The 15,426-nt window shown below is 66.5% G+C and carries 16 protein-coding genes; 3 read left to right on the top strand and 13 right to left on the bottom strand.

The genetic code is table 11. From position 1 onward, the window contains the following. Nucleotides 1-26: 26 nt before the first annotated feature. Both A5724_RS14275 and A5724_RS14270 read right to left on the bottom strand, forming a co-directional pair. A complete protein-coding gene (locus A5724_RS14275) occupies nt 27-386 on the bottom strand; it encodes a hypothetical protein (protein WP_067802609.1) in 360 nt (119 codons plus the stop codon). 10 nt (nt 387-396) lie between these two features. After that, a complete protein-coding gene (locus A5724_RS14270) occupies nt 397-2,142 on the bottom strand; it encodes a DUF3556 domain-containing protein (RefSeq protein ID WP_067802606.1) in 1,746 nt (581 codons plus the stop codon). Between the two features lie 313 nt (nt 2,143-2,455). Here A5724_RS14270 and A5724_RS14265 point away from each other — a divergent pair, with 313 nt between their 5' ends. Next, entirely contained in the window at nt 2,456-2,809 is a 354-nt protein-coding gene (locus A5724_RS14265; RefSeq protein ID WP_156752278.1) for a hypothetical protein, read from the top strand. Between the two features lie 62 nt (nt 2,810-2,871). On the opposite strand, the gene A5724_RS14260 is transcribed toward A5724_RS14265, so the two are convergent. Then, nucleotides 2,872-3,402, bottom strand: a complete 531-nt coding sequence (locus A5724_RS14260; RefSeq protein WP_067802600.1) for a DoxX family protein — start codon at nt 3,400-3,402, stop codon at nt 2,872-2,874. A gap of 22 nt (nt 3,403-3,424) precedes the next feature. Continuing rightward, nucleotides 3,425-4,189 (bottom strand): SDR family NAD(P)-dependent oxidoreductase, encoded by a 765-nt coding sequence (locus A5724_RS14255; protein WP_067802597.1) that lies wholly within the window; start codon nt 4,187-4,189, stop codon nt 3,425-3,427. A gap of 24 nt (nt 4,190-4,213) precedes the next feature. Between A5724_RS14255 and A5724_RS14250 the strand changes: the two genes are divergently transcribed. Then, the gene (locus A5724_RS14250) at nt 4,214-4,843 is read left to right on the top strand and encodes a TetR/AcrR family transcriptional regulator (RefSeq protein WP_067802594.1); all 630 of its coding nucleotides are present in this window, start codon (nt 4,214-4,216) and stop codon (nt 4,841-4,843) included. Here A5724_RS14250 and A5724_RS14245 read toward each other — a convergent pair. Continuing rightward, on the bottom strand, nt 4,813-6,066 hold the full coding sequence (locus A5724_RS14245) for a wax ester/triacylglycerol synthase domain-containing protein (RefSeq protein ID WP_067802591.1): 1,254 nt from the start codon (nt 6,064-6,066) through the stop codon (nt 4,813-4,815). The two genes, A5724_RS14250 and A5724_RS14245, sit on opposite strands and share 31 nt — an antisense overlap. A gap of 23 nt (nt 6,067-6,089) precedes the next feature. Between A5724_RS14245 and A5724_RS14240 the strand changes: the two genes are divergently transcribed. After that, nucleotides 6,090-6,890, top strand: a complete 801-nt coding sequence (locus tag A5724_RS14240; RefSeq protein WP_067802588.1) for an SDR family oxidoreductase — start codon at nt 6,090-6,092, stop codon at nt 6,888-6,890. On the opposite strand, the gene A5724_RS14235 is transcribed toward A5724_RS14240, so the two are convergent. Genes A5724_RS14235 through A5724_RS14200 form a run of 8 tightly spaced genes read right to left on the bottom strand, consistent with a single transcriptional unit; the run spans nt 6,887 to nt 15,413 of the window. Continuing rightward, complete coding sequence (locus tag A5724_RS14235; RefSeq protein ID WP_067802584.1) at nt 6,887-7,786, bottom strand: alpha/beta fold hydrolase; 900 nt, start codon at nt 7,784-7,786, stop codon at nt 6,887-6,889. The two genes, A5724_RS14240 and A5724_RS14235, sit on opposite strands and share 4 nt — an antisense overlap. Nucleotide 7,787: 1 nt before the next feature. Continuing rightward, nucleotides 7,788-8,444 (bottom strand): hypothetical protein, encoded by a 657-nt coding sequence (locus A5724_RS14230; protein WP_067802581.1) that lies wholly within the window; start codon nt 8,442-8,444, stop codon nt 7,788-7,790. Continuing rightward, nucleotides 8,441-9,106, bottom strand: a complete 666-nt coding sequence (locus A5724_RS14225; protein ID WP_067802578.1) for an Mce protein — start codon at nt 9,104-9,106, stop codon at nt 8,441-8,443. Before A5724_RS14225 ends, A5724_RS14230 begins: the two co-directional genes overlap by 4 nt. After that, the gene (locus tag A5724_RS14220; protein WP_067802575.1) at nt 9,070-10,572 is read right to left on the bottom strand and encodes an MCE family protein; all 1,503 of its coding nucleotides are present in this window, start codon (nt 10,570-10,572) and stop codon (nt 9,070-9,072) included. The genes A5724_RS14225 and A5724_RS14220 overlap by 37 nt, the downstream gene beginning before the upstream one ends. Before the next feature lie 2 nt (nt 10,573-10,574). Then, nucleotides 10,575-11,729, bottom strand: coding sequence for a virulence factor Mce family protein (locus A5724_RS14215; protein ID WP_067802572.1), 1,155 nt, complete (start codon nt 11,727-11,729; stop codon nt 10,575-10,577). Then, nucleotides 11,726-13,054, bottom strand: coding sequence for an MCE family protein (locus A5724_RS14210; protein WP_067802568.1), 1,329 nt, complete (start codon nt 13,052-13,054; stop codon nt 11,726-11,728). The genes A5724_RS14215 and A5724_RS14210 overlap by 4 nt, the downstream gene beginning before the upstream one ends. Then, nucleotides 13,051-14,385, bottom strand: a complete 1,335-nt coding sequence (locus A5724_RS14205) for an MCE family protein (protein WP_067802900.1) — start codon at nt 14,383-14,385, stop codon at nt 13,051-13,053. The genes A5724_RS14210 and A5724_RS14205 overlap by 4 nt, the downstream gene beginning before the upstream one ends. After that, nucleotides 14,382-15,413, bottom strand: a complete 1,032-nt coding sequence (locus A5724_RS14200; RefSeq protein WP_067802565.1) for a virulence factor Mce family protein — start codon at nt 15,411-15,413, stop codon at nt 14,382-14,384. Before A5724_RS14200 ends, A5724_RS14205 begins: the two co-directional genes overlap by 4 nt. Nucleotides 15,414-15,426: the final 13 nt, after the last annotated feature.

Genomic DNA, 15,426 nt, shown 5'->3' with positions numbered 1-15,426 from the left:
CCCCACCGCACCCCGCGCAGAGTGGCCTAGTCCGGCCACACCGCGAGCCGCGTAGACGTCTCCACCAGCCCGTCGGATGTCTTCCATTGCATCGGCAGCAGCCGGTAGCGCCAACTGCCCGGGCGGCCGTCCTCACCAACATGGTCGACAGCAATCGAAATCAGCTCGTCGTCAAGGTGTTTGGCGTGTGTCTCGAAGTAAAGGCCGCGTTCGTCGTCGAGGTCCGACATCAGTTCGCTGCCGTACAGCAGCCGCGGGCCTGGCGCCCGGTACAGCAGCACGCACTGGTGCCGGTCCGGGCAGTGCCCACCGATCACCCGCACCACACAGTTCCTGTCGACCGGCCCGAGGTCGCTTTGCAGCTGCCCGGTCCCGTCGAACCACACCGATACCGGTTCAGGATGCCGAGACGTGGTCGCTCCTGTACACGTGCACTGGCACGGTGTCGTCCCACGGCTGGCGGGTCACCATATCGGCGACTTTGACGTAGCCGCTTTCGAATTCGCCGGTGGCCGCGTCGACGAGCCGGTACTCCTGGCGCTGCTTGTGGATCGGCTGCGCGTCGATCAACACGATACGCACCTCCCCTGGCTCGAAGCGGCACCGCTCGTGCAGAGCCTCGATCAACTGCTCGTTATGCATGTGGCCGTCGCCGAAGTTCCAGCCGATCGCCGTCGAACAGATGCGCTCACCGTCGGTCAGCACGTAGTCGGCCTCGTTCTGCCCGGCCATCGCGCGGTGCGCGAGTGTGAACATCGCGCGACCGTGAGTGTTGAAGGCGCGGAACGCATATCCCATATACAGGTACATCTGCGCGGTCTCCGGACTCCCGTAGTAGCGCTCCATCTGCGCCTGCGGCATGCTCGCGATCGAGACGATGTTCTTCTCGATCTTCTCTGCGGCCGACGGTTTGACACACCACAGCCCGGTGTCCCAGTTGCCCGCGTAGTACCGCATGCCAGGCAGGAAGGACACCTTGCGCGGGAACAGGTTTCCCACCGCGACGGTGCCTGCGACGACGACGAACAACAGCACCGGCAGCGGCGTCGACATGTCGCCCAAGCCGACGTCGGCGTGGCCGACGAACAGCGCCAGCACCGAGAACATCATGAAGACGTTCCACTCCAGTGGCACGCCCATCGGAATCGACGACAGGATGCCGAAGTGGAAACACAGCATCACGAACGCGGCGATCGCGGTCGGCCAGCCACCGTGGGAGAAGAACAACACCAACGGCACCAGTCCCTCGATCGCGGTGCTGAAGTGCGCGAGCCACCGCGACAGCCTGCCCGGCCGCAAATCGTCGGGGAAGTGCTCGAAGAACCTGCGCTTGATGAACCGCGGCCGGAACACCGGATTGTTGCTCATCATCGTCGAAATGACGAACGGGAAGTGCTTGTTCAGCTTCGATGTCGCCGCACCGAGCCAGATGGTCAGACACACCAGTTTGGCGGCGATGATCATGTCCACCCCGTGGCCGGCGAACAGGAACGCCACGGTGAACGACGCGTACACCTCACCGCGCGCCGCCAGGAAGATGACCTTGTCGCGCAGGCCGAGCACGGCCAGCAGGCCGAGGATCGTCCAGATCTGCCACATCGGCAGCACACCCACGGCCGTGCCGAGCGCGGGCATCGGCCCAGTGCCGTCGGAGAACAGCGCGATCACCAGCACGACGAGCAGCGCCGCGTAGAGCACGGCGTCGAGCGGCGCGCGGGTGGTGCCCTTCGTCAGCGGCACCCTGGTGGGCCACGGTGGCAGCCGAATCGTGTTGGGCCGCAACCAGTACAGGATCGAGCCCATCGGCGGGAAGAACCGGTTGTTCAGCGGACCGAAGCCACAGCCGAGTCCGACGACCTCGAACAACATGGTGTACAGCACGACCTTCTCGAACACGATCGGCTCGGCGTACCACTGCCCCACATTGGTGAAGCCGTCGACGCCGTCGGTGGCGAGCGCGAACAACCAGCCCACCAGCACGTAGAGCAGGATCTTGACGACGTAGAACAGGTGCAGCACCACCGGGGTACCGAATCCCACCTCGGCCCAGTGCCGGGCCATCGGCACGATCTTCTCGGCGCGCGTGCCCTTGCTCCACTCCTCGTAGTCCACGACGGGCGCGTCCTGCTTCAGAAACCCCATGTCGGATCAGACTAGAACGTGTTCTAGCCGAGCGGGACGGTTTGGCCTCAAGCGCGGCGGAGGCGTCCGCACAATCCGTTAACTGGCTACTTTCGGACGCGTCTGCACGGCCCGCGTCTCACCGCCGACGGCCCCGGCGAGCGGTTGACGGCAACAAAGAGCCACATCGCCCGTGAACCGTGAGAATCCCGTGAAGGGCAAACCGAAAAAGTTCTTGAAAAGTCACGGTTTCAACTCCGACCAAGATGGTTAACCCCACTGCGCGCCCGGCAAAACCGTTTGCTGGACGGTAAGGGTTACAGGGAGAGGGGAATTGACCATGCATCGTAAGGGGCTGCTCTCGCGGGTCGCGTTGGTATCAGGGACGGCAATCGTGTCCGGCGGGATCGCGCTTGCGGGCGCCGGCATGGCTTCGGCCCAACCGGGCGAACGGATCGACCATCAGATCGGCCACGCCGGCACGTACTACAACCACCAACTCGGGCACCTGGGCACGTTCCTGAATCATCAGGTCGGCCACGCAGGCACCTACTACAGCGTGCAGACCGGCCGCGCCGCCTCCTACGCGGTGACGCAGACTGGCCGGGCGGGTTCCTACGCGCTGACGCAGACGGGGCGGGCAGTTTCCGGCTTGTTGAACAGCCTGCTCGGCAAGAACAACCGCTAGCCAGCGGCGGGTGGATGCAGGTGGCCGGTGACCGGTCACCTGTACTCGCATGACTTCTGTTGTCAGGCTTCGGCGTTCGCCGGCGGGCGCCAGAAGATGACCAGCTGGCCGATGCCGCCGGCAAGGCCGAGCACCGCCGAGATCAACAGACCCCACCATCCGTGCAGGTAGTCGTAGAACCCCGACGAGCCAAACAGCGCATAGTCCAGGCTGAACCTGCCCGCCCCGATGGTGGCCACCGCCACCGCCGATACCGCCAAGATCAGGTTGTACTCCCAACCCTCCTTGACGATGAAGAACCCGTTGGGCCGATGCACCGTCCACGCCGCCACCAACATCAGCGCCACGAACCCCGCGGCTGGAATCGGCGTCAACAAACCCACCGCCAACCCGATACCCGCCGACATCTCCGTGGTCGCAGCCACCCGCGCGTGGAACATGCCCGGCCGCATACCCATGCTGTCGAACCAGCCGGCGGTCCCGGACAAACCACCCTTGCCGAAGAACTTGTTGTATCCGTGGGCAGCCATGGTCAGACCCAGCACCACCCGCAATATCAGCAGCCCCGTGTCGATCGCCGTGTGGTCAGTCATGCAACAAAATCTAAGCCATGTGTTAAACGGCCGACCAGCCCCCGTCCATTCCGAGGATCGTGCCGTGGATGTTTGCCGCCTCGTCGCCGGCCAGAAAAACCACCGCAGCCGCGACCTCCTCCGGCGTGCTCATCCGGCGCGACGGAATGCGCGTGAGCATTGGGGCGATGTGGTCGGCGAACTGCTCTTGACGTTCAGTGGCGATCGGACCTGGCGCGACTGCATTCACCCGAACGCCGAACGGTCCGTACTCGTCGGCCCACGACTGAGTGAATGAATGGATCGCCGCCTTGTTCGCGGAGTAAATCGCCGAGCCCGCGCTGCCGCGCAGTCCGGTGATGCTTCCGATGTTCACGATGACGCCGTCGCCGCGCTCAACCATCGCCGGCGCCAGCTGCCCGGTGAGCAAAAACGGCGCAAACACATTCACCGCGAAGGCTTTCCGCAGCAGTTCTTCGGGTATCTCGGCGGTCGGCGACGGCATCAACAGCATCGCCGCGTTGTTGACCAGGATATCGATCCGACCGCCCGCGGCGGCGGTGGCCTCTTCTGCCAGCCGGCGCACCTCGTGCTCGCCTGCGCCCAGGTCGGCGACGACGAATTCCGCGGAACCGCCCGCGGTTGTTATGTCCGCGACCACGGCATCGCCGCGGACCTTGTCACGGCCGCTGACGACGACGAAGGCATCCTGCGCAGCCAACGCCGAGGCGATCGCCACGCCAAGGCCGCCCGTGGAACCGGTAACCAGTGCTGTGCGGCCAGCCAGCCGCGCGTTGCTTGAACTCATGAATTCACTGGTACGCTCGGAAAAATGGACCTGCAAGTCCAGAAGTTGACCGTCAAGGGGCGGGCGACCAGACAGCGCATCATCGAGGGCGCTGCAGCCGAGATACGCGAGAACGGCGTCGCGATCGCCACCCTCGACGACATCCGAGCACGCACCCGAACCTCGAAAAGCCAGCTGTTTCACTACTTCCCCGACGGTAAGGAGCAGTTGCTGCTCGCAGTGGCCGAGCACGAGGCTCAGATGGTCTTACAGGATCAGCAGCCATACCTCGGTGCGTTGACGTCGTGGGCAGCATGGCAACGCTGGCGCGACGCGGTCGTCGACCGGTACCGCAAACAGGGCCAGCACTGCCCGCTCGCCGTGCTGATGTCGGAGATCGGCCGCACGACGCCTGGCGCGCAGGCCGTGACGGCCGCGCTGATGCGTAAATGGCACGGCGAGATCGCCGCCGGCGTGCGCTACATGCAACTGCAGGCCAAGGTCGATGCGCGGTTCGACGCGGACCGCATCGCCGCGGCGCTACTGGCCGGAATCCAGGGCGGGGTAGGCGTACTGCTGGCCACCGGCGACCTCAGTTACCTCGAGGCCGCGCTCGACGTCGGCATCGAGTCCCTGCATAGGACCTACAGCGCGGCCTCGAGTCGTTCGACGTAGGCGTCGATGTCCCCGACCGCCGATTCGGCGGCGTGCACGCTGACCGCGATCGTGTCGCCGATGCCGTGCACCCCATGCGTCAGGCCCATCATCGGTGACAGCCCCGGATAGCCGGCCGTCGCCACCACGGGCAGCCCGCCGAAGCGCAGGTCGGCCGGCCCGCGGTTGACGCTGGACACGACTGTGTTGCCGGTGACGGTCGGCGAGCGCAGCGTCGGGTCGAATTGTGCGACGCCCCAGCGCAATAGCGGCGCGGGGACCGACGCCGCGGCCCGGCTCGCGGCCCGCATCGCCGGGTGCGCCGCCCGTCGGCGCCGGTCGGCCATGTCCTCGACGATTCCGGCGATGCGTGCGTCGATCGGCAGATCCGGGTACAAACCGACGCCGACGTTGCCGAAGTGGTTGTGCGCGCGGCGGACACCGGCTTTCGCCATAGGCACCTCGGCGCCGAGCGTTGACGGGTCGTCGCCGAGTTCGCGCAGGTGGCCCGCCAGCGCGGTGGCCACCGCCGCCAACACACCGACGGTGACGGTCGGCCCCGACAGCGTGGCACGGTTGCGGATCACCGTGCGGATGCTGCGCGTCCCGTCGGGGCGCGCGTTGCTGCGTAATGCGGGACGCGAATCCGCCTGTGCGGGAATCAGACCCGCGGCCACATCGCGGCTCAACTGCCGGTGCGCCCTCGCCGCGGTGAACGCGCGCCACGGCAGTGCGGCACCCCGCATCGGCGGTGGCGCGGAAACGGGCGGCACCTCCACTGCGCGACCGAACAGCCACGCCGCCAGCGCCGACGAGCGGACGCCGTCGCCGAGCACGTGGGCGGACTGAAGCACCGCGACCGTTCCGATGCCCACACCCGGCACCTCGTCGACGGACGGGTACACGTGCACACGCCACGCCTTCCTGCGCGGGTCGAGTTGGTGTTCGGCCAGCCTGGCGACAGCGGTCAGGCAGTCGGCCCAGTCGCCGACGGGATCGTGCACCGCGACATGGTCGACGTCGATGTCGGACCGTACCCACGCCGGGTAGCTGAACCGATTGCGGTCCTCGATCCGCAGCCTCAACTCCTCGGCCGCGTATGCCCGGCGCCGGAGCTCCTGCACCGCCTGCTCGTGATCGGTGGGCACACCCGCGAAGGCGTAGAGCAGGAACTGATCGTTGGGGATCTTGGCCGACATCCAATACGTTTGCGCATCGACCGCCGCAAGCCGTCGGACCATCATGGGTTTCAGGCTATTGTCTGCCCATGCTTCCACCCAAGCGCGACGACGGCGTCGTGGTCGTCACCGGCGCGTCGTCGGGTATCGGCGAGCAGATCGCCCGCGAATTCGCCCGCCGCGGATACCGATTGGTCCTCGTCGCTCGGCGGGCCGACCGACTGCGGCAACTGGCCGAAGACGTTGGCGGCCTGGCCCACGTGCTGCCGGTCGACCTGTCCGATCGCGAGGACCGCGCGACGCTGCCCGATCAGGTGGCCGCGCTCGGCGTCGTGGCGGACGTCCTGATCAACAACGCAGGGCTGGCGACGCTTGGCGCCGTTGCCGATTCCGATCCGCGGGCCGAACTCGACCTGGTGGAGGTCGACGTCGCCGCCGTGGTCGACCTGTGCAGCCGGTTCGTCCCCGACATGGTCAAGCGGGGCCGCGGTGCGGTGCTCAACGTCGCGTCGGTGGGGGCATTCGGTCCTGTGCCCGGCCAGGCGTCCTACGGCGCGGCAAAAGCGTTCGTGTTGTCCTACACCCATGCGCTGCGAGAAGAGTTGCACGGCACCGGCGTCAGCGCCGCGACGCTCTGCCCGGGTCCCGTGAAGACCGGTTTCGGCGAGGCGGCAGGCATCCCCGACGAAGTAGCCGAGAAGTCGCTGCCCAAGTTCCTGTGGGTGAGGCCGGACGCGGTGGCCAAGGCCGCGGTCGACGGGTTGGCGTCGGGTAAGGGCGTGATCATTCCTGGAGCGGCGAACCGGATCGCGGCGGCGGCCAATCACCTTCTGCCCCGCCCCCTGATCACCCGACTGGTGGCGCGCAGTCATCCCGGGCTGAAGGACTAGATGCTGCCGATGAACTCGACGATGCGGCGGCCGACCGCATCGGGCTGATCCAACTGCAGGAAATGTCCGCCGTTTTCGATCAGCGCGATCTCGCTGTCGTCGGGCAGTACCCTCGCGATCCACGGCGTGTAGTCCTGGGAGCAGCCGTCGTCGGTGCCGTGCAGATACAGCGTCGGCAGCCGCGGCGCGTCCAGCCAATGCTTGTCGAGTTCGGCGTAGCGGGCCAGTGGCCTACTACCCCGGATGGTGGCGCGGTAGAACGCGAGCGCGGCCCGCCACCGCTCAGGCACCCCGATCGCGTCGTCGACGTAGCGCAGATCCTCGTCGGCCTGATAGCCGGGTGACCATCTGCGCCACAGCTTCGGAACCACCCAGGACGCGGAACGGTCTGGCAGCCAAGGCAATTGGAAGTACATGAGGTACCAGCTAAGCAGCAACTGGCGCGGCAGTTTGGCGGCGAGTCGTACCGGCTGGGGCACCCGACCGAGCGGGCGGAACGCCGCGCCGAACGGCACCGACATGATCACCGCTTTGCGGAACGGGGCATCAGGCATCGCGGCGAGTCCAGCCCCCGCGATCGCACCCCAGTCGTGACCGATGAACACGTCACGTCCCGTCGGGCCCGCGGCGTCGAGCACCCGCAGCGCGTCGTCCATGTACGCGCCGACGTGGTAGCTGCCGTCAGAAGGCAGCGACGAGGGCGCGTAGCCGCGCATGAACGGTGCCACCACGCGCCAGCCCGCGTTGACCAACGCGGGCGCCACCTTTCGCCACCCGTAGGCGGTGTCGGGAAAACCGTGCAGGCACAACGCGATTGGCGCGTCAGTCGGCCCCCATGTCAGCGCCCGCAGCTGTACAGCCGGCGCCGAGACGTCCAGCCACCCAGGGTCGGCCACGCTACACCGGGTCGAATTTGGAGATCAGCCAACGGCCGTCCACCTTGTCCAGCGTGACCCGCACACTGGACGCGGTATCGGTCGGCGCGTCCTGTCCGACGACCACGGTCTGGTTGACGAAGACCAGCACCACGGCTTCACGCGGATTGGCCGACACCGACGCCGCCACGGGAACCGTTGCCACCGCGGAGATGTTCTTCTGCTTGGCCCCCGGAATCACCACGTCGTTGGTCAACGAGGTGTACGAGTCGCGGAAGTCGCCGGTCAACAGATCGCGGGCGGCCCCGAGTTCCTGCTCGACGGTTTCGGCCTTGTAGGACAGCAGCTTGACGGTGCTGTCCTTGGCGGCCTGCACCGATTCGTCGCGCGCACGGTCGTTGTCGCGCACGGTGTTGTCCATCCATTTCAGGTATCCGGCGCCGAGCGCCAGCAGCAGCGCCACCGCGGGCAGCACACCGAAGACGAACACTCGCGACCACTGGATACGTCGCCTCGGCTTGGCGGCCGGTTCAGCGGCGGTGTCGGTCGACTCGGCCGTGTCGTCGGTGACCGTGTCCTCCACCTTGTCGGCGTCAGCGTCGGTTTCGGTGTCGATTTCGGTGTCGGCAGGCACAGTGGTTTCTTCCTCCGAGGTCTGGTCCTGTCTGTGCTTGGTCACGGCACGAACTCCACGTTGGCGACCTTGGCCTCGTCACCGACCTTCTCCACCGAGATCCGCATCCGCCAGGCGCGTGGAGCCTGGTCCGGCGCACCGGCATTGGAGGTCTTGACCGTCATGGCCACCAACACGTCAGCGCCCTTGTCGGTGATCGAGTCCGGCACCAGTCCGGCTTCGGCGACGGTGCCCTCCGATTTGGACTGCGCCTGCTTGACCACCTCGGTGAACGGTTGGGCGCGCCTCTGGAAGTCGTCGTAGAAGGTGCCGGTCGCGGAGTCCAGGATGCGTTTCACGTCGGCGTCCGCGTGCTGCCAGTCGATCGTGGTCAGGTTCAGCGCACCCTGCCTGCCGACCTGGAGGAACAGCTTCTCCCGCTCGTTGATCTGGTGCGACTGGTAGGTGCGGAAACCCAGCCAGCCCGTCAGCCCTGCCAGCCCCACGACCAGGACGGTGCCGATGATGGCGCCGAGTTTGACGTGCGACATCGGCGTCCTGACCTTGGCGGGCGGTGCGACCGCCTCGTCGGACTGCTCGGTGTCCTCGACCGAGTCGGTCACCTCATCGGTGACGACCGCATCGGACTGCTCGACACCGCTGGGTTCCGGCTCGATGGCCGTCGAATCGCTCACTTCCCCTTCGGGGGCAACAGCATCGTCTGCCATGTTTGCTCCTCTGTGGCACTGCGGGCCAGGTTGGACTGTGTGTACACACGTCCGTCCGGTCCAACGTACGTGCCAGTCGCTGGGTCGTACTCGGCGGCCGCTATCGGCGGCGGCGCCGGACCCGGCGGCGGAGCGGCTTGCGCAGGTGGCACCCCCGGCGGCACATGCGGGACGGCTTGCCCAGACAATGTCGCGTTGGGGTCGCCTTTCCAGTTGTAGCCGTCGTTGAGAGGCACGTAATTCTCGTTGCTCTCACACTGCTGCCATGTCGGGGCGCGTTTGCCAGGCACCGTGATGCAGGGCAGGTTGCGCGCGCCGCGCACGTTGAACGGCGCGTCCTGGGGCACCCGGCAGTACAGATCGCCTGGCGGCCTGTCGGGGTAGTCCTCGAAGGTCGGCACGCGTTGCTGCTGGGCGGGCAGGAAGCCCGTGGTGCAGGGCGGCGGCAGCTGCTGCGGCGGCAGCGGTATCGGCGCCGGGAACGCCGGGATCATCAGGTTCAGGTTGAACGTCAGGGCGTCGCCTTCGTAGTCCTGTTTGGTGTTGCGCTTGTGCACGCCGACGGCCTGGGTGACCGCGGTGCCCTGTGGCAGCAGCACCAGCAGCTGCTCAAGGCTCGGCCGGTACGTGACGGCCACGTCGCCGACGCTGACGAGGTTGGCCAGCACGATCGGCAGCGTCGGCTGCAGCCGGTCGAACAATGCGCGCGCCTCGTCAGCGGCGCCGGGGCCGTTCTCCAGGATCCCGGCGACGGCCGAATCCTGGCTCTGCAGTTGGCTGGTGACGTTCGCCAGGTTCGACGCCCACGCCCGGATCGAAGGCGCGGTATCGGTCTGCGAGTCCAGCACCGGCTTGGACTGATCGATCAGCGTGGTCAGCGAGTCGAGGTTTTTGCGGGCGTCGATCGCGAGGGTGCTGCTGCCGTTGACCAACCGGCGCAACTCGGGGCCGAGGCCGCCCACCGCCACGTACGCCTCGTCGACGACGGTCTTCAGGTTCTCCTGCGGAATCGCTTGCAGGCCACGGGTGGTGTCGGTCAACACCTTGTTGATGTCCGTCGGCACCGTCGTGCGGTCTGCGGGAATCACGTCGCCGTCCTTCAACGACGGGCCGCTGGCGCTGCGCGGTATCAACTGGACGAACTGCTCACCGACCGAGGACACGCTGTGCACTTCGGCCGTCAGGTCGGCGGGAATCGGGACGTTCTTGTCCAGCGAAAGCACCGCCTGGACACCGGTGTCGGTCAGCTTGACACTGTCCACGATGCCGACCTGTGCGCCGCGATACGTGACGTTGCTCCGCGGGTACAGGCCGCCGGTCTCGTGCAGTTCCAGCTTCACGGTGTACTGTCCGACTCCCACCATGTCCTGCACCCGCATGTAACCGAACAACATGACGGCAAGCGCGGTCGTCGCGATGACGGCGAAAATCGCCATCTGGATCAGGATTCTGCGCGTCAGGATCATGGCTAGGGCCCCTGATCGAATCGGTAGGGAGCGATCAGCGGGTTACCCGCGGTGCCGGGTCCGCCGGACATGCAGGGGCTGGGGAACTGGCCGATGGTGCGGCCCCACTGAAGCTCGAGCCACGTCAGATCGCATTCCCACCGCGACCCGGTGAATATGCCCTGGTCGATCCGACTCAGCGTCAGGTCGAGCATCAACGTCAGGTTGGCGTAGTCACCGCGCATCCAGTTGGTGAGCGTTTCCTTGGGGAACGGGAACGTGGGCAGGAAGCTCAGCGCCCGGGTCAGCGCCGGCCCGGAGTCGGCGAGCGATTGCAGCACCGGCCCAAGGTCTTTGAGCTCCTGGACGAGCGCGTCCTTGGTCTGGTTGACCGAATCGGCGGCCAGCGCGCTGAACTTGCCGAGCTGCGCTAGTGCTTCCGAAAGGTTGTTGCGTTGGTCCTTCAGCACCACCAGCGCGTCGGGGATGGTCTTCAAAGCCTTGTCCACCACGGGTTTCTGCGCCGCGAACTGGCCGACGAGGTTGTTGAGGCTCTCGGTGGCCGCGATGATGTCGTCTTTTTGGTCGTCGAGGTAGCCGATGGCCTTGTCGAGCTGCTCGATCAGGCTGCGCAGGTCGTTCTCCCGCCCCGCGAACGCGACGCTGAGCGCCTCGGTGATGTCCTGAATGTTGCCGATGCCGCCACCGTTGAGCAGCAACGCAATCGCGGACAACGTTTGTTCGGTACTGGGGTATTTACCCGAGGATGCCAGCGGGATCAGCGAGCCTTCGCGCAATCTGCCTTGCGGCGGAACGTCTTTCGGGGGGGCCAGTTCGATGTGCAGTGACCCCAACAGGCTGGTCTGTCCGAGCGTGGCGGTCGCGTTGGCGGGCAGTTCGACGTCGCGATTGAGCCGCATCGTGACCAGCGCGTGCCAGCCCTGACGCTCGATCTTGGTGACCGTGCCGACGTTGACGTCGCCGACGCGGACCCGGGAGTTCTGCTCGATGTTGTCGACGTCGGGCATCTGCGCCTGGATGGTGAACGAGCCAGGGCCGACGCCCTGCACGCCGGGCAGCGGCACCGAGTTCAGTCCCCTCCAGTCGCTGCAGCCCGCCAACCCGAGCGCCAGCACCAGCATGCCCACCGCGATGCGAATTCCGTTGCCGCGCATCATGGCCCCACCCCAGGTGGCACCATCATGCCGCTCAGCCCGTCGGCCGGATTCGTCGCAACCGGCATCTCTGCCGCCAACGGTGGTCCCGGCGGGGGTGGCGGCGCGGCATCCGGCGCGCGCGGCGCCGACGGCGCGGCGGCCGGCGGGGGTTGCGGCGGAATGTAATCCGGGCGCATCCAGTCCTCGCTGTAGGTCAACTCGTTCGGCCGCGTCGTTGCGCCGACGAACACGTTCTGCGCCAGCGGCAGGAAGTTGTACTGCCGGTTCTTGACGATCGGCGCCAGGTATTGCACGCACAGCTTCGCCGACTCCTCGGCGCCAAGCCGGGACGCGGCCTGAATGGCGCCGCACAGGAACGAGATCGGATTGGCGAAGTTGTTGATCATCGGCACGCTGCTCACCGCGCCCTGGGCGGGCTGCCAGATGTTCACGTAGTTCTGCAACGTGTTGGGTGCCACGTGCAGGAACTGCTTGACGTCGGCGAGGCTGTCGTTCAACGCCTGGGTGACGCCCGCCAACTTGTCCGTCGTGGTGCCGAGCGCTTCGCGGTTGTCCGCGACGAACTGCTGCACCTCCGGTATCACCGCGTTGAGATCGCGCACCGCGTCGGCGACTTCGTTCGGGTTGTCGGCGAGCAGGCCCGTCACCGAGGCCAGGTTCTGGTTCAGCTGACGCATCAGGTTGGTGCTGTCCTGCAACGCCGACACCAGGATCGCGAGGTTCTTGACGGTGGAGAAGATGTCGGTGCTGTGGTCGCCGAGCGCCGAAAACGCTTGCGACAGCTTGATCACGGTGTCGCGGATGTTGGCGCCCTGCCCGCGCAGGTTGTCGGCGGTGGTGTTGATCACCGAGCCCAGCGGCGCCACCCCGCCCGGTTCGGTCGGCTGCAGGGTGTCGGCCAGTTTCTCCAATTGCGTACGGACCTGGTCCCATTCAACGGGTACCACGGTGCGGTCCCTCGGGATCACCGCGTTGTCCTTGAGCACCGGACCGGTGGTGTAGACCGGGGTGAGCTGGATGGCGCGGGCGGTCACCAGAGTCGGCGACAGGATCGCCGCCTTCGCGTCGGCGGGCACCTTGTACTTGCTGTCGTAGTAGAACGAGATCTTCACCCGTTCGGGCTGCGGCTCGATCTCGGTGATCTTGCCGACATTGACGCCGAGAATGCGGACGTCGTCCCCGACGTAGATGCCGTTGCTGTTCTCGAAGTACGCCACGACATTCGTGCGATTGATGGTGTCGGTGGTCCGCAGCACCGCCACCACACCGGCCACCAGGAGCACGACGAGGGCCAGGGCAACCCAACTTCTGCGGATGTGGCTCATGGACCCACCGCCCCTGGGCCGGGAACCGCGACTGGGCTCGGCGTCGGCTGCGGTGTCGAATCGAGCCCCGGTGGCGCCAGCGCGGGCGGACCCGGCGGCGGACCACCAGGCGGCGGCGCGGGCAGCGGCTCGCGGTACGGGTAACAGCCCGTCGGGCCGGGCAGCGGCAGGCCGGGCGGCCCGCAGCCCTGATCGCCGGGATTGCCGGTGATGGCGTCGGGCAGCGTCAGATGCGGTTCGCCGCCCTGCCCCGTCCTCGGGAAGGGCACCGGCAGGGCCGGGGTGCCGGGCTGGCCGACCTGCGGGTCGCTCAACTGGGACGGCAGCTTCACGTTCGGGTCGAGACCGAGATCGGAGAACGCCGCGTCGATGAAGGGCTGCAGGAACTGGCCGGGCAGCAGGTTGGCGACGTAGGTCTTGAAGAACGGACCCGACGCCACCGATTCGCCGAGCGACATCGAGTATTCGGTGAGCAGGTGTAGCGACCTCTGCAGCCGGTCCTTCCGGTTGTCCAGCATCGTCAACACGCCGTTGAGCTTGTCGAGCGCCGGGCGCAGCGTGGCCTTGTTCTCGCCGATGAAGCCGTGCAGCTGTTGAGACAGCGCCGAAATGTTGCCGGAGATCTGATCGACTGCGGCGCTTTGACTTTGCAGCTCGGCGAGCAGCGCGTTGGTGTTGCCGATCAGGCTGACCACCTGGTTGCTGCGCTCAGCCAGCACCGTGGTGGCCTTGTCGGCGTTGGTCAACAGCCCACGCAACTGGGCATCGCGCTCGTTGAGGGTCTGGGAGAACCGGGCCACTCCCTCGACGGCGATCTTCAATTCGGGTGGGGTGTCGGCGAACGTCTCCGAGAGCACACGCAACGAATCCGACAGTTGGTTGGTGTTCAATCCGCTGATCGTGGTGGCCAACTCGCCGAGCGCATCGGGTAGTTGGTAGGGCGAGGTGGTGCGGTCGAGCGGGATGACGCCGTCCTGTTGCCCCTCACCGCGGGAGGTGACCTCGAGGATCTTCGTGCCGAGCAGGCCCTTGGTCTTGATTGCGGCCTCGGTGCGGTCGCCGAGCCGGATGCCCTTGTCCACGGTGAACTTCACCAGCACCCGCGTCCCGTCGAGTCCGATCGATTCGACCTTGCCGACCTGGAAGCCCGAAACCTGGACGGCGGCATCGTCCATCAGCCCGCCTGCTTCGGCGAAGTAGGCGGAGTACTCCTTGCCCTGGTTGATGAACGGCAGCTTCTCGTAGTTGACCGCGCCCAGAATGATCGCGATCGTGATGGCAATCCCGATGGCACCGATGACGAAGAGGTTGCGTTCAGCGAATGGTTTCATCGCGGCGCGCACCTCCCCGTGCTCTGGCCCGCGACCTTGACGTACACCGGCTGGCCGCCCTTGCCATTCAGCTTCAGCACGATGTCGCACAGGTAGAAGCTGAAGAAGTCGCCGTAAATGCCTTGTCGCGCAAGAGCTTGGTAGGCGTCCGGCAGGGTGTTCAGGAAGTTGTCGAAGTAGTCGTGGTCCGCGACGACGATCGCCGAAGCGCGGTCGGTTTCGTGGACGGTCTTCGCAAACGGTGGCCGCGCCTGGGCCAACAGGTCGGTGATGCTTCCCGCCGCGGCGTTGGCGTAGGCCACGCCGTTGCTGATGTCCTGCCTGCGGTCTGCCAGCGTCGTCGTCAAGTCTGCGAGAGCGTCGACCGCCTTGCCGAATTGGTCGCTCTGGTCGCCGAGCGAGCCCAGCACGGTGTTGAGGCTGACGATGGTCTCGCCGATCAACTGGTCGCGGTCGGCGAGCGTGCTGGTCAGCGCGGCGGTCTGCGACAGGAACGAATTGATCGTCCCGCCCTGACCTTGTAGTGCCGCAATCAACTGGCCGGACAACGCATTCACCTGCTCGGGATCCAGCGCACGGAACAGCGGCCGGAACCCACCGATCAGCGCGTCGAGGTCGAGCGCAGGCGACGTGCGGGCCAGCGGAATGGTGTCGCCCGGGTTGAGCTTCTTGACGCCTCCGGCACCTTCCTCCAGGGCGAGGTACCGGCCGCCGATCAGGTCGTCGTACCGGATGACGGCCCTGCTGCCCTCGGTCAGCACCACCGAGTCGTCGGCAGTGAATTCGACCATCGCCGTGGTATCCGGCTGAATGGCAACGTCTTTCACCTGACCGACCTCGACGCCTGCGATGCGGACGAAGTCGTTCTTCTCGAGCCCGGTGACATTGGTGAACGCGGCCCGGTAGGTGTGGGCCTTCTCCCCGAAGCGCATCTGCCCGAACACGGCGTACAGCCCGAACACGCCGAGCAGGCACACAACCAGAAAGACAGCGAGGCGCACCACCGTGGCTCGCAGGTTCTCTTTCATGGCTGGTTACCTT

The sequence above is a fragment of the Mycobacterium sp. ACS1612 genome, assembly GCF_001667505.1.
Taxonomy (GTDB): Bacteria; Actinomycetota; Actinomycetes; order Mycobacteriales; family Mycobacteriaceae; genus Mycobacterium.
The sequence above is the reverse complement of the archived record's forward strand: the minus strand, read 5'-3'. Positions and strand labels throughout refer to the sequence as shown.

Bases quoted from the DNA above. Each gene is read 5' to 3' on its own strand.
- A5724_RS14220 (WP_067802575.1), bottom strand. From the start codon at position 10,572: ATGATCCTGACGCGCAGAATCCTGATCCAGATGGCGATTTTCGCCGTC.
- A5724_RS14240 (WP_067802588.1), top strand. From the start codon at position 6,090: ATGCTTCCACCCAAGCGCGACGACGGCGTCGTGGTCGTCACCGGCGCG.
- A5724_RS14225 (WP_067802578.1), bottom strand. From the start codon at position 9,106: ATGGCAGACGATGCTGTTGCCCCCGAAGGGGAAGTGAGCGATTCGACG.
- A5724_RS14270 (WP_067802606.1), bottom strand. From the start codon at position 2,142: ATGGGGTTTCTGAAGCAGGACGCGCCCGTCGTGGACTACGAGGAGTGG.
- A5724_RS14250 (WP_067802594.1), top strand. From the start codon at position 4,214: ATGGACCTGCAAGTCCAGAAGTTGACCGTCAAGGGGCGGGCGACCAGA.
- A5724_RS14255 (WP_067802597.1), bottom strand. From the start codon at position 4,189: ATGAGTTCAAGCAACGCGCGGCTGGCTGGCCGCACAGCACTGGTTACC.
- A5724_RS14215 (WP_067802572.1), bottom strand. From the start codon at position 11,729: ATGATGCGCGGCAACGGAATTCGCATCGCGGTGGGCATGCTGGTGCTG.
- A5724_RS14205 (WP_067802900.1), bottom strand. From the start codon at position 14,385: ATGAAACCATTCGCTGAACGCAACCTCTTCGTCATCGGTGCCATCGGG.
- A5724_RS14210 (WP_067802568.1), bottom strand. From the start codon at position 13,054: ATGAGCCACATCCGCAGAAGTTGGGTTGCCCTGGCCCTCGTCGTGCTC.
- A5724_RS14200 (WP_067802565.1), bottom strand. From the start codon at position 15,413: ATGAAAGAGAACCTGCGAGCCACGGTGGTGCGCCTCGCTGTCTTTCTG.
- A5724_RS14245 (WP_067802591.1), bottom strand. From the start codon at position 6,066: ATGATGGTCCGACGGCTTGCGGCGGTCGATGCGCAAACGTATTGGATG.
- A5724_RS14260 (WP_067802600.1), bottom strand. From the start codon at position 3,402: ATGACTGACCACACGGCGATCGACACGGGGCTGCTGATATTGCGGGTG.